Source organism: Streptomyces sp. NPDC027962 (assembly GCF_055566095.1).
In genome coordinates, this window is the sequence record NZ_JBVHTA010000023.1 from 113923 (window position 1) to 129138 (window position 15216).

The window sequence follows — 15216 nt, forward strand, 5'->3', positions numbered from 1 at the left end:
ACGTGGGAATCCCACTGCCGTCCCCGAAATCGAAGATGCGGCGCAGTGCGATGTGAAACGGGAATCCGGGCTTTCATTCACTCGAACTTCCACAACCCACGACCGTCGAACTGTCACGCGCGATCGGCGCCGAGGCCTGCGTGTGACCGGGCCGCCGTCCACGTCCGCGCAGGATGACCGATCGAGGAGTAGACACGAAATGATCCCTCTGTCCTTTGCGCAGCGGCGGTTGTGGTTCATAGACCGGTTCGAGGGACCTTCAGCGACGTACAACATCCCGTTCGTGCTGCATCTGAGCGGAGCGCTGGACGTGGGTGCGCTGTCGGCGGCGTTGCGCGATGTCGTCGCCCGGCACGAGAGCCTGCGCACGCTGTTCGTCGAGGACGGCGACGGCATGCCCGTGCAGCAGGTCCAGCCGGTCGAGGGCCTGCTGTCGGCCGTGCCGGTCGTCGACGTGGGGTCCGACGGCATCGACGCCCTGGTGGCCCGGGCGGCGTCCCACCGGTTCGACCTCTCCACCGAGATCCCGGTGCAGGCACAGGTGCTGCGCAGCGGCCCCGAGGAGCATGTGCTGGTGCTGGTCGTGCACCACGCCGCCGCCGACGGCGAGTCGATGGTGCCGCTGGGCCGGGACCTGGCCTCCGCCTACGCGGCCCGCCTGCGGTCCGAGGAGCCGCAGTGGCCCGAACTGCCCGTGCAGTACGGCGACTACACATTGTGGCAGCGGGAGGTGCTCGGCGAGGCCGACGATCCGGGGAGCGTGCTGTCCACCCAGCTCGGCTACTGGCGCGACGAGCTCGCGGGCGCACCGCAGCAGCTGCGGCTGCCCACGGACCGCCCGCGGTCGTCGGAGGCCAGCCACCGCGGTGACGCGGTCGAGTTCACGATCGACCCCGAACTCACCGCGGCGGTCGAGGATCTGGCCCGCTCCCGGGGCCTGACGATGTCGATGGCGATGCAGTCTGCCCTGGCCGTCCTGTTGCACCACCTGGGCGCTGGCGAGGACATCACGATCGGGTCCACCATCGCCGGACGCACCGACGAGGCGCTGACGGACCTGGTCGGTTTCTTCGTCAACACCTGGGTGCTGCGGACCGATCTGTCGGGCAACCCGTCGCTCGACCAGGTGCTCGAGCGGGTGCAGGACAAGGCGCTGAACGCCTACGACAACCAGGCGGTGCCGTTCGAGCGGCTCGTCGAGGCGCTGAACCCCGAGCGCTCCACGGCCTACCACCCGTTCTTCCAGGTGATGTTCAGCTGGCAGAGCAGTGCCCACCTCGACCTCGATCTGCCGGGGCTGACCGCGAAGCTCGAGGCCGTTCCGACACAGACCGCCAAGTTCGACCTGGAGTTCAACTTCGCAGTCGTCGAGCAGGGCCTGCGCTGCACCCTGGAGTACGCGACCGATCTGTTCGACCGGGCGACCGTGGCGGAGACGGGAGCGCGCTTCGTACGGGTGCTGCGGCACCTCGTGGCCGAGCCGGGTGCGCGGCTCGGCGTGGTGGACGTACTGGCGCCGGCCGAGAAGGAGCTGTTGGCCGGCCGTAACAACACGGCCGCCCCGACCCTCGAGTCGACCGTCCCCGGACTCTTCGCGCGGCACGCCGGTGCGTCGCCGGAAGCGATTGCTGTCGTGTCCGGTTCGCAGGAGCTGACGTACGCGGAGCTCGATGCCCGGTCCGACCGGCTCGCCCACGAACTCGTCCGGCTCGGCGCCGGCCCGGAGACGCTGGTCGGCCTGGCGCTGCCGCGTTCCGCGGACCTGGTGACCGCGCTCCTGGGAATTCTCAAGTCGGGCGCGGCCTATCTGCCCATCGACCCCCGCTACCCGAGTTCACGTCTCGGCCTCATCCTCTCCGAGGCCCGGCCCCAGCTGATCCTCACCGACGCGAGCACCGCGGGGGTGCTGCCGGACGACAGCACCCCCCGCATCCACCTCGACGACATCGATCTGACGAGCGGCCCGGCGGATGCCCCTGCTGTCCCGCCGCGTCCGGACAACATGGCCTATGTTATGTACACATCGGGATCCACGGGGACGCCCAAGGGCGTCGCGATCACCCATCACGGCGTGGTCAACGGTGTGACCCGGCTGGCGTCGTCCGTCGGCCTGGAGCCCGGCTCGCGGATGCTCGCGGGGACGTCGGTCAACTTCGACGTGTCGGTGTTCGAGATCGTCACCACCCTGACCACGGGCGGCACCGTCGAGGTCGTCCGCGACGTGCTGGTCCTGGAGGAGGAGGGCGGCTGGTCGGGCAGTGTGATCAGCACCGTCCCCTCGGTCTTCAGCGAGCTCATCGAGCACATCGCGGGCAAGACCACGGTCGACAGCGTGGTGTTCGCGGGTGAGGCCCTGCCTTCGTCCCTGGTCCGACGGGTGCGGGACGCGTTCCCGGGCGTACGGGTGATCAATGCGTACGGACAGAGCGAAAGCTTCTACGCCACCACCTACGTCGCCCCCCAGGAGCCCGGATCGGACACCTGCGGCAGCGCGCCGATCGGTGCGCCGCTGGGCAACATGCGGACCTATGTGCTGGGGCCCGGACTGGCCCCGGTGCCTCCTGGGGTCGTGGGGGAGCTGTATGTCGCGGGCGCCGTCGGCCGGGGTTACCACGGCCGGGCCGGCCTGACGGCGGAGCGATTCGTGGCCGATCCCTTCGGGCCGCCCGGGGACCGCATGTACCGCACCGGCGACCTCGCCCGCTGGAACGCCGACGGCCAACTGGAGTTCGCCGGCCGTGACGACGCCCAGATGAAGGTCAGGGGCTTCCGGATCGAGGCGGGCGAGGTCGAGGCCGCGCTGACCGCTCACTCCGGTGTGGCGCAGGCGGTGGTGACCACGTACGACCGTCCAGGCGGCAAGCAGCTGGTGGGCTATGTGGTCTCCACGGGCGCGAGCGGCGGCACCGTCGCGAGCCTCGGCCATCTCGAGGTCGACCTGACCGCGGGGGTGTCGGTGGCGGAGCTGCGCGCGTTCGTCTCCGAGCGGCTGCCGGAGTTCATGGTCCCCTCCGCCTTCGTCATGCTGGACCAGCTTCCGCTCGCCCCGAACGGCAAGCTGGACCGGGCCGCGCTGCCGGTGCCGGAGTTCACGGGCGAGACGTACCGGGCGCCGCGCTCTGCACCGGAGAAGATCCTGGCCGGGGTCTACGCCGAGGTACTGGGTCTCGACCGGGTCGGGATCGACGACGACTTCTTCGCCGTCGGCGGGGACAGCATCCGCTCCATCCAGGTCGTGTCGCGCGCCCGGGCGCAGGGCGTGGAGGTCAGCCCGCGCGAGATCTTCCAGTGCCGGACCGTGGCCGAGCTGGCCGCGGTGGTCGGCGACCGCGCCGGCAAGGCCGTCGCGTTGCGGGAGCTGGACGGCGGCGGCGTCGGACGGATGCCGCTGTCGCCGATCGCCCGCTACCTGACCGAACTGGGCGGCGGTATCGGTCGGTTCTCGATGTCCGCCGTGGTGGACCTGCCGGACGGCATCGACGAGGACGGGATCGCGGACACGCTGACCGCCGTCCTCGACCGGCACGACGTGCTGCGCTCCCGGCTCGTGGAGGGCGCCATGGAGGTGGACCCGCCGGGGTCGGCCGACGTACGGGCGCTCATCCGCCGTGCGGAGTCCGGTGCCGATGTGCAGGGGGAGTTGGACGCTGCGGCGGGCCGGCTGGATCCGGCGGCCGGGGTGATGGCGCAGTTCGTGTGGTTCTCCGAAGCGGGCCGGCTGTTGATGGTGCTGCATCATCTGGTGGTGGACGGGGTGTCCTGGCGCATCCTGCTGCCGGACCTCGCCGAGGCCTGGAGCCGGATAGGCGACGGAAAGACACCCGAACTGGCCGCGCCTGTGACCTCGGCGCGACGCTGGGCGCACGCCCTGGTGGACGAGGCGGCCGGCGCGGAGCGGGTGGCGGAGCTCGCTCTGTGGCGCTCCGTCGTCGAGGGCCCGGACCCGCTGCTCGGGACACGTGCCCTGGACCCCGCGGTCGATGTCCAGTCCACGCTGGAGAGCCTGTGGGTACGGCTGCCCGCGACGGTGACGCAGTCGCTCCTCACTGATGTGCCGGGGGCCTTCCGCGGGGGCGTCAACGACGGCCTGCTCGCGGCGCTGGCGCTGGCGGTGGCCCGTTGGCGCCGCGGCAGGGGGGTGTACGAGTCCTCGACCCTCGTCCGGTTGGAGGGGCACGGCCGCGAGGAAGAGGTCGTGCCGGGCGCCGATCTGTCCCGTACGGTCGGCTGGTTCACGAGCATGTTCCCCGTACGCCTCGATGTCGCGGACGCGGATCTCGACGAGGTGTTCGCCGGCGGGCTCGCCGCGGGCGCGGTGGTCAAGGCGGTCAAGGAGCAGCTGCTCGCCATCCCGGACAAGGGTCTGGGCTACGGGCTGCTGCGGTACCTCAACGACGAGACGGGCGTGGTCCTTGCGCCGCACTCGACCGGCCAGATCGCCTTCAACTACCTGGGCCGTTTCTCCTCCTCCGACATGCCCGAGGAGCTGCGGGGCCTCGGCTGGACCCGGTCCCCCGGCACGGGCGAGCTGATGCCCGAGATGGACGCCGACATGCCGGCGCTGTCCGTGCTCGACGTGAACGCGCTGGTGACGGACGACGGGCAGGGACCGCAGCTCAGCGCCCGGTTCGGTTTCCCCACCGGTGTGCTGGCCCGCGAGGACGTACAGGAACTGGCCGATCTGTGGTGCACCGCGCTGGAGGGGCTGACCCGGCATGCGGCGCGGCCGGACGCCGGTGGTCTGACCCCCTCCGACGTACCGCTGGTGTCAGTGCGTCAGGGAGACATCGAGGCCTGGGAGAAGCAGTACCCGGGGCTGGCGGACGTATGGCCGCTGACAGCCCTGCAGTCGGGACTGCTGTTCCACGCGCTGCTGGCGGACACCACGTTCGACGCGTACCACATGCAGATGGTGTACCACCTGTCCGGACGGGTGGACCCGGAGCGGATGCGGGCCGCCGGACAGGCGCTGCTCGACCGGTACGCCAACCTGCGCACCGCGTTCGGGGCGAACTCCGCCGGTGACCAGGTTCAGCTGGTGCTCGACGGCGTGGAGCTGCCGTGGCGCCACCTCGATGTGAGCGATGCCGGCGAGGACGAGCGGGCCGAGGCGCTGCGCCGGTTCCTCGAGGAGGACCAGGCGCGCCACTTCGACCCCGCCCAGTCGCCGCTGCTGCGCATGACGCTGCTGACGACGGGACCGGAACGGTCGGAACTCGTCCTCACGGCGCACCATGTGCTGATCGACGGCTGGTCCGTTCCGCTGCTGATGCAGGACCTGCTGCGGCTGTACGGCTCCGGGGGCGATGCCTCCGTACTGCCACGGGTGCGCGGCTACCGGGACTTCCTGACCTGGCTGTCGCGGCAGGACCGTCCGGCAGCCGCCCGCGCCTGGGCGGACGAACTCGACGGCATCGACGAACCCACCCTCCTCGCCCCCCGCGCCGGATCGGAACTCCACACCGAAGTGGGACAGGTCGCCGTCCCGGTACCGGCCGACCTGGCGCGGGCCCTGGCCCGGCGCGCCGCGGAGCTGGGCGTCACCCTCAACACGCTGGTGCAGGGCAGCTGGGCGCTGCTCCTCAGCCGGCTGACCGGCCGGCGTGACGTCGTGTTCGGCACGACCGTCTCGGGCCGTCCGCCTGTGGTCGCCGACGTGGACGCGATGGTGGGACTGTTCATCAACACCCTCCCAGTACACGTCGGTTGTGCACCCGGTGACTCGCTCGCGGGCCTGCTGACAGGACTGCAGGACCGGCAGGCCGGCTTGCTCGACCACCACCACTACGGACTGGCCGACATCCAGCAGGCCGCCGGGCTGCCCACGCTCTTCGACACCGTCGTCGTCTTCGAGTCGTACCCGGTCGACCGGGCGGGGATCAGCGCGGCGCACGGTGAGGCCGAGGTGGCGATCACCGGCATCACCCCGTTCACCGGAAGCCACTACCCCCTGGTGGTGACGGCCGACGCCGACCCCCATCTGAGGCTGGCCCTGCAGTACCACCACCATGTGTTCGACCACGGGACGGTGTCCGTCATAGCGACCCGCTTCGCGCGGGTGCTACGGCAGTTGGCGGCGGATCCCGAGCTCACCGTCGGACAGCTCGACGTGCTCGACATGGCCGAGCGGAACCAGGTCCTGGTGGAGTGGAACGCCACCACGCGCCCCGTCCTGGCCGCCACCTTCCCCGAACTCTTCCAGGCGCAGGCAGCCGAGCGCCCCGACGCCCTCGCCGTCGAGGACGAGCGGGTCCGGCTCGGCTACCGGGAGCTGGAAGAGCGCGCCAACCAACTCGCCCACCACCTGCGGGCGCTGGGCGCGGGCCGGGAATCCGTGGTCGCCCTGTGCGTCGAGCGGGGAGCGGACCTCGTCGTCGGGCTGCTGGGCATCATGAAGGCGGGCGCCGCCTACGTTCCGCTCGACCCCGGGTACCCGGCCGACCGGCTGGCGTACATGCTGAGCGACTCGGGCGCCCGGCTGGTGGTGAGCGAGCGGCACGCGCGCACCGGCCTCGGCCCCACCGACGCCGTCGTCGTCGACCTCACCGAGGACCGCGACCGGATCGCGCAGCAGCCGGTGACCACCCCCACCGACGGGCCGGGCACTGACGACCTCGCGTATGTCATCTACACCTCGGGCTCGACCGGCCGCCCCAAAGGTGTCCTCGTTACCCACGCCGGCGTCGCCAACCTGGCCGCCGCGATGGCCGACCGGCTGCGCATCACCCCCGACAGCCGCGTCCTGCAGTTCGCGTCCTCCAGCTTCGACGGCGCCGTCATGGAGGTGCTGATGGCGCTGCCCAACGGTGCGACGCTCGTCCTGCCGCCGCACGGCCCGGTCGTCGGTGAAGCGCTCCAGCGGTTCCTGCGCGAACGGCGCATCACCCACACCCTCCTGGTCCCCTCCCTGGTGGCCACCCTCGACCCCGACGGTCTCGACGAACTGCGCACCCTCGTGGTGGGCGCCGAGGCCAGCAGCGGCGACCTGGTGGCGCGCTGGTCCGAGGGCCGCCGCATGATCAACGCGTACGGGCCGACCGAGAGCACCGTCGTGGCGACCCTGAGCGAGCCGCTCAGCGGTTCGGCCGTGCCGCCCATCGGCGGCCCGCTCCCCAACACCCAGGTGTATCTGCTGGACGACGCGCTGCGCCCGGTCCCCGTCGGAGTCGCCGGCGACCTCCACATCGCGGGACCCCACCTGGCCCGCGGCTACCACGGACAGGTCGGCCTGACGGCCGAACGGTTCGTCGCCAACCCGTACGGCGAACCCGGCAGCCGGATGTACCGCTCCGGTGACGTGGCGCGCTGGCGCGCCGACGGCAGCATCGAATACCTCGGCCGCGCCGACGACCAGGTGAAGATCCGCGGCTTCCGCATCGAACTCGGTGAGATCGAGAGCGTGCTGGGCAGCCACCCGGACGTCGAGCAGGCCGTCGTGGTCGTCCGCGACACGGCAACGGGCGGCCGGCTCCTGGCGGCCTACATCGTCCCCGCGACCGACGACACCGACGAGCTCACGGCCGCGCTCCGGGCGCACTCCGAAGCGGGTCTGCCCGGCTACATGGTCCCCTCGGCCTTCGTGCTCCTGGACTCTTTGCCGGTGACGTCCAGCGGCAAGCTGGACCGATCGGCGCTGCCCGTACCGGAGTTCGGCGGCGGCGCGGAGGGGAGCAGGGGACCGCGGAGTCCGCGCGAAGAGGTCCTGTGCACCCTCTTCGCCGAGGTGCTGGGAGTGGAGCGCGTCGGCATCGACGACGACTTCTTCTCCCTGGGCGGGCATTCGCTGCTGGCCACCCGGCTCGTCAGCCGGATCCGTACCGCCCTGAGGGCGGAGGTCTCCGTACGGGCCGTCTTCGACGCGCCCACCGTCGCGAAGCTGGTCCAGCATCTGTCGGCCGGGTCGTCAGCCAGGCCCGAGCTGCGGCGCGCCGCGCAACTGCCCCAGCGGGTACCGCTGTCGTACGCGCAGCGCCGGCTGTGGTTCGTGGACCGGTTCGAAGGCCCCTCCGCCACCTACAACCTGCCGCTCGTGCTGCGGCTGACCGGCGAGCTGGACGTGCCCACGCTCCGGAGCGCGATGCAGGACGTGGTGGCTCGCCACGAGACGCTGCGCACGCTCATCGACGAGGACGAGAACGGCGTGCCGTTCCAGCGGGTCGTGCCTGCCGACGCGATGTCGCTGCCGATGTCCGTCGTCGAGACGGACCCGGCCGATGTGGACCGTGCGGTGGCCGATGCGGTCGCCCACACATTCGACATAGCCGCCGAACTCCCCGTGCGGGCGAGCGTTCTGCGCTGCGGAGCGCACGATCACGTCCTGGTGCTGGTGATCCATCACATTGCCGGTGACGGCGAGTCGATCCCGCCGCTGATGCGCGACCTGGGCACTGCCTACGCGGCGCGCAGCGAAGGCGTGGCAAGTCGATGGTCCGATCTGCCGGTGCAGTACGCGGACTACACGCTGTGGCAGCGCGAGGTGCTCGGCGACGAGAGTGATCCCGCGAGCGTGGTGGCCGTCCAGTCCGCCTACTGGCGGGACGAGCTGGCGGATGTGCCGCAGCCGCTGCGGCTGCCGACGGACCGCCCGAGGCCGGCACGGTCCACCCACCGCGGTGACATGGTGGACTTCGCCCTCGACCCCGAACTAGTCGCCGCGGTCGAGGAGTTGGCCACGGCCCGCGGGGTGTCGGTCTCCATGGTGCTGCAGTCGGCGCTTGCGGTACTGCTGCGGCAACTCGGCGGCGGCGACGACATCACCATCGGGTCCCCGATCGCCAACCGCACCGACGAATCCCTCGCGGATCTGGTCGGGTTCTTCGTCAACACCTGGGTGCTGCGCGTCCGGATGCCGGACAATCCCTCGTTCGCCGAGGTCCTCGACCAGGTCCGGCACAAGGCACTGACGGCGTACGACAACCAGGACGTCCCCTTCGAACGGCTGGTGGAGCTGCTCAACCCCGACCGCTCCACCTCGTACCACCCGCTGTTCCAGGTCATGTTCGGCTGGCAGAACATCGTGCGCGAGGACTTCGAGCTGAGCGGACTGCGGGTGGCGCTGAACACGGTCGCCACGGAGACCGCCAAGTTCGACCTGTTCCTCACGATGGCCGATGTCCCCGGGACGGGCGTGGTGGGCGGCCTCGAGTACGCCACCGACCTGTTCGACCGGGCCACGGCCGAGGAGATCACCACCCGTTTCGTACGGACCCTGCGGCAGCTCGTTGCGCAGCCGGACTCCTCCGTTGGCGCGACGGAACCGGTTCGGTCGCGTGCCGGGCGGCAGGCGACCGTCCAGAAAACCCGCATCGACCTGACCGAGGTCGAGGCGGCTCTGACCGGGCATCCCGCCGTGACCGAGGCCGTCGCGGTCACGCACGACGGCCGCGGTACAGGCCGACGGCTGGTCGCCTATGTCGTGCCGGACGGCGCCGGGGACACGGGCGAGAGCATGGACTTCACGGCCGGCGTCTCCGCGGTGCAGCTCCGGGAGTTCCTGACAGGCCGCGTACCGGACGCGATGGTCCCCTCGGTCTTCGTCGTACTGGCCCGACTGCCGCTGACGCCGGACGGGGAGACGGACCGCGCGGCCCTGCCCGAGCCGGTGTTCACCGGCGGCGACTACCGGGCGCCGCGCTCTGCACCGGAGAAGATCCTGGCCGGGGTCTACGCCGAGGTGCTCGGCCTGGACCGGGTCGGGATCGACGACGACTACTTCCTGGTGGGCGGGGACAGCATCCGCTCGATCCAGGTGGTGGCGCGGGCGCGGGCCCAGGGCGTCGCGATCAGCCCCCGGCAGATCTTCGAATTGCGCTCGGTGGCCGAGCTGGCCGCGGCGGCGAGCGCCGAGAACGGTACGAGCACGGTTCTGGCGGAGCTGGACGGCGCCGGCGAGGGCCGGATGCCGCTGCTGCCCATCGCGCAGTACCTGTTCGAACTCGGCGGGGACATCGACCGGTTCGCGATGTCGACGGTCGTGGAGCTGCCGGACGGCATCGACGAGCCGACGCTTGCGGCGACGCTCAACGCGGTCATCGACCGGCACGACACGCTGCGCTCCCGGCTGGCCGAGGGCGGGCTGCGGGTCGGTGTGCCCGGATCGGTCGACGCCGCGAAGCTGATCCGCCGTGCGGAGTCCGGTGCCGATGTGCAGGGGGAGTTGGACGCTGCGGCGGGCCGGCTGGATCCGGCGGCCGGGGTGATGGCGCAGTTCGTGTGGTTCTCCGAAGCAGGCCGGCTGTTGATGGTGCTGCATCATCTGGTGGTGGACGGGGTGTCCTGGCGCATCCTGCTGCCGGACCTCGCCGAGGCCTGGAGCCGGATACGCGACGGAAAGACACCCGAACTGGCCGCGCCTGTGACCTCGGCGCGACGCTGGGCGCACGCCCTGGTGGACGAAGCGGCCGGTGCCGACCGCGTGGCTGCCGAACTGCCGCTGTGGCAAGGCATTCTGCACGGCCCGGACCCGCTGCTCGGAACACGAACGCTGGACCCGGCTATCGACGTCCGTTCCACGGTGGACAGCGTGTCCTTGCGGCTTCCGGGCGAGGTGACCGAGGCGCTTCTGACCGGGATTCCCACCGCGTTCCGCGGCGGCGTCAACGACGGCCTGCTGGCCGGGCTCGCGCTGGCCGTCGCCCGGTGGCGCCGGGCGCGCGGTGTCGACGAGTCGTCGGTGCTGTTCCGGTTGGAGGGGCACGGCCGCGAGGAAGAGGTCGTGCCGGGCGCCGATCTGTCCCGTACGGTCGGCTGGTTCACGAGCATGTTCCCCGTACGCCTCGATGTCGCGGACGCGGATCTCGACGAGGTGTTCGCCGGCGGGCTCGCCGCGGGCGCGGTGGTCAAGGCGGTCAAGGAGCAGCTGCTCGCCATCCCGGACAAGGGTCTGGGCTACGGGCTGCTGCGGTACCTCAACGACGAGACGGGCGTGGTCCTTGCGCCGCACTCGACCGGCCAGATCGCCTTCAACTACCTGGGCCGTTTCTCCTCCTCCGACATGCCCGAGGAGCTGCGGGGCCTCGGCTGGACCGAGGCCGTCGACGCGGCCGGTCTCGTCACGGCGTCCGATCCGGGCATGCCGGCCATGGCGACCGTGGACATCAACGCGTTCGTCACCGACACGGCGCAGGGCCCGGAGCTGGAAGCCCGGTTCGACTTCCCCACCGGCCTGCTCTCCCGCGACGAGGTGCAGGAGCTTGCGGACCTGTGGAGCGGCGGACTGAAGGGCCTGGCCCGGCATGTCGCGACACCGGGCGCGGGCGGCCTGACCCCGTCCGACGTACCGCTGGTGTCGGTGCGGCAGAGCGAGATCGAGGCCTGGGAGAAGCAGTACCCGGGGCTGAGTGACATCTGGCCGCTCACGGATCTGCAGTCCGGTCTGCTGTTCCAGTCCCAGCTCGCCGATTCCGGCTACGACGCCTACCACGTACAGCTGGTGCACCACCTGACCGGCGAGGTGGACCCGGCCCGGCTGCGCGCGGCGGGGCAGGCCCTGCTCGACCGTCACGCCAATCTGCGCACGGCGTTCGTCAGCAACCTGGCCGGGGACCGTGTACAGCTCCTGCGGGACGGCGTTGAGCTGCCGTGGCGCCAGATCGATCTGCGCTTCCTGGACGAGGACTGGCGGGACGCGGCGTTCCAGCAGTTCCTGGCCGAGGACCAGGCGACCCACTTCGACCCGGCCGCACCGCCGTTGCTGCGGATGTCGCTGGTGCTCACCGGCCCGGCGGAGGCCGAACTGGTCTTCACCGCACACCATGTGCTGTTCGACGGATGGTCGCTGCCGCTGCTGACCCGGGACCTGCTGCGCCTCTACGGCTCGGGCGGCGACGCGTCTGTACTGCCGCGCGTGCGCGGTTACCGGGAATTCCTGGTGTGGCTGTCCGGACAGGACCGTGCCGCCTCCGAGCGGGTGTGGGCCGCCGAGCTCGACGGGGTCGACGAACCCACCCTCCTCGCCCCGGATGCGCCGGGCGCCCCGGCCGAGGCGGATCAGGGCGGCGTCGGGCACCTGGATGTCCCGTTGTCCCCGGAGGTCTCGCAGGAACTGTCTCGGCGGGCCGCCGAGTTGGGCGTCACGCTGAACACGCTGCTGCAGGGTGCCTGGGCCATGGTGCTCGCGGGTCTGACCGGACGGCGGGACGTGGTGTTCGGTACGACCGTGTCGGGAAGGCCGCCGGCCGTGCCGGACGCGGACTCGATGGTCGGTCTGTTCATCAACACCCTGCCGGTACGCGTCCGGCTGTCCCCCTGGGACACGCTCGGCCGGATGCTGACCACGCTGCAGAGCCGGCAGGCCGCGCTCCTGGACCATCACCACTACGGACTGGCCGACATCCAGCGCGCGACCGGCCTGCCCGTCCTGTTCGACAGCGTCGTCGTCTTCGAGTCCTTCCCGGTCGACCGCACCGCCATCACGGAGGCGAACACGGCTGCCGGAATCTCCGTCACGCGGGTCAGTGCGGCGAACGGCACCCACTACCCGCTCGGCGTGGCGGCCACGGCCGATCCTCATCTGCGGGTGGCCATGCAGTACCAGCAGGCCCTGTTCGACCAGGACACCGCCGAGGACATCGCCGAACGGTTCGCGCGGATCCTGCGGCATGTGGCGGCGGACCCGGACGTACCGCTCGGCCTCGTCGATGCGCTGCTGCCCGCCGAACGGGACCGAGTGCTGATCGAGGCCAACGACACCGCGGCGCCCATGCCCGACGGAACCGTCCCCGAACAGTTCGCGCGCCAGGTCACCGCGACACCGGACGCGGTCGCGGTTCTCTTCGAGGACACAATGCTGACCTACGAGGAGGTCGACACCCGGTCGAACGAGCTGGCCCATGAACTGATCCGGCGCGGGGTGGGGCCGGAGTCGGTGGTGGCCGTGTCGGTGCGGCGATCGCCGGACCTGGTGGTGGCGTTGCTGGCTGTACTGAAGGCCGGTGGCGCGTACCTGCCCGTCGACTCCGCCGTCCCGGCCGACCGGATCGCGTTCATGATGTCCGACTCCGGGGCCTGCTTGTCCCTGGTGGACTCGACGACCGAGGCCGCTCTGTCCGAACTGCCCGTGCCCGGACTGCGGGTGGACGAGCCGCAGTCCGGCGCCGACGGCAGCGCCGTCGGGAGCCCTGCCGTTGTCGACAACACCGCCTACGTCATCTACACCTCCGGCTCGACGGGCCGGCCCAAGGGGGTCGCAGTCACGCACCGCGGGATGGCGTCCCTGGTCGCCTCGCACGTGGACCGGCTCGAGATGACCGCGGACAGCCGCATGCTCCAGCTCGTCTCGCCGAGCTTCGACGTGTCGCTGTGCGAGGTGTTCACCGCGCTGCTGTCGGGAGCGAGCGTGGTGCTGGCCGACGCGGAGCGGCTGGTGCCCGGAACGCCCCTGGCCGAGACGGTGGACGCGCATCGGGTCACGCATGTGATGATCACGCCCACGATGCTCGCGGCGATGCCGGTCGCATCGTTCTCCACGGTGTCCTGCCTCGTGATCGGCGGCGAGATGGCTCCGCCGGAGCTGGTCTCCACCTGGTCCTCCGGCCGGCGCATGGTGAACGTCTACGGGCCGACGGAGATCACCGTCTGCGCCACCATGAGCATGCCGCTCGTGGGGGACGGAGGGGCCCGCCCGATCGGACGTCCCATCGTGAACACCCGGGTGTACGTACTCGACGACGCCCTGCGGCCGGTACTGCCCGGGGTGGCCGGAGAGCTGTACATCGCGGGTCCGGGCGTGGCGCGTGCCTACGTCGGCCGGCCGGATCTGACGGCCGGACGGTTCGTGGCGTGCCCGTTCGGCGGGCCCGGCGAACGGATGTACCGGACGGGCGACGTGGTCGCGTGGACGCCGGACGGGGACCTGGTCTTCCGCGGCCGGACGGACGAGCAGGTGAAGATCCGCGGCTTCCGGATCGAACTCGGTGAGATCGAATCGGCGCTGCGTGCGCACCCCGCGGTCGAGGAGGCCGTCGTGGTGGTCGACGACCGGCCGGGCGACCGGCGGCTCGCCGGATACGTGGTGCCGGGTGCGGACGGCGCCGACCCGGCCGAGCTGCGCAGCGATCTGCACGAACGGCTGCCGAAGCACATGGTGCCGTCCGCCATCATGATCATCGACGAGGTGCCGCTGACCGCGAGCAAGAAGCTGGACCGGCGCGCGCTGCCGGCCCCGGACTACGCGGGCACCTCGACCGGCCAGGCCCCGCGGACCACGCGGGAAGCCATCCTGTGCGGTCTGTTCGCGGAGGTGCTGGGCCTCGACCAGGTGGGTGTCGCCGACAGCTTCTTCGCACTCGGCGGTCACTCCCTGCTGGTCAGCCGGCTCATCACCCGCATCCGCGCGGTGCTCGGGGTCGAGATACCGATCCGCGTCGTCTTCCAGTCGCCCACCGTGGCCGAGCTGGCCGCGCACCTGGAAGCGGACGACGGACCGGCCGAGGGCGCGGATCCGTTCGCTCCGGTGCTGACCGTCAAGAGTGACGGGGACAGGGAGCCGCTGTGGTGGATCCACCCCGGCGGCGGACTGAGCTGGCCGTATCTGGGCTTCGCCAACCTGCTCCCCGAGGACCGGCCGGTCTACGGGATACAGGCGAAGGGCTTCGACGGGACGACAGCGCTGCCCGAGTCGATCGAGGCGATGATCGCCGACTATGTGGCCGAGGTGCTGGCCGTCCAGCCCGAGGGGCCGTTCCATCTCATGGGGCTCTCCAGCGGCGGCACGCTCGCGCACGCGATGGCCGCCGAACTCCAGCGGCGCGGGCACGAGGTGGGGGTACTGGCCCTGTTGGACAGCGTTCCCAGCAGCTATCTGGCAGGTCGGCCGCTGCCCACCGAGACCGAGTTCCGCGACTACTTCGCGGAGCACCTGACGAGCCTGGTGGGCGCGGACGACTACGAGTCGTTCGTGGACAACGCGGTGTCGATCGGCGTCAACTACACGACTCGCGTGCCCGAGTTCGTCGTGCCCGTCTATTCCGGTGACGCCCTGCTCTTCAACGCGGTACCGAAACCGGAAGGTTCGTACGCGGATCTGTGGCGCCCGTACATCCTCGGTGCCCAGGGTGATTGCAAAGTCTGAGGTTCTGGGGGCGGTGCTGGTCAGCTGAGTCCGAGGAGGGCCAGTGGCCGCTCGAAAGGGCGGAGAGACATCTCGCGGAGTGCGGCGGCGATGTTGGTGTGGCCGGCAGCACGGAGCTGGTTGATCGCGAAGCTGCGGAGGGTCGC

The 15216-nt window shown here is 71.0% G+C and carries 1 protein-coding gene; it reads left to right on the top strand.

Going from position 1 to position 15216, the window contains the following annotated elements; genetic code table 11:
• Positions 1–199 precede the first annotated feature (199 nt).
• The gene (locus ACZ4SA_RS22105) at positions 200–15070 is read left to right on the top strand and encodes a non-ribosomal peptide synthetase (protein WP_468277093.1); all 14871 of its coding nucleotides are present in this window, start codon (positions 200–202) and stop codon (positions 15068–15070) included.
• Positions 15071–15216 lie beyond the last annotated feature (146 nt).

Excerpts from the sequence above, each read along its gene's own strand:
- ACZ4SA_RS22105 (WP_468277093.1), top strand. The coding sequence starts at position 200 with ATGATCCCTCTGTCCTTTGCGCAGCGGCGGTTGTGGTTCATAGACCGG.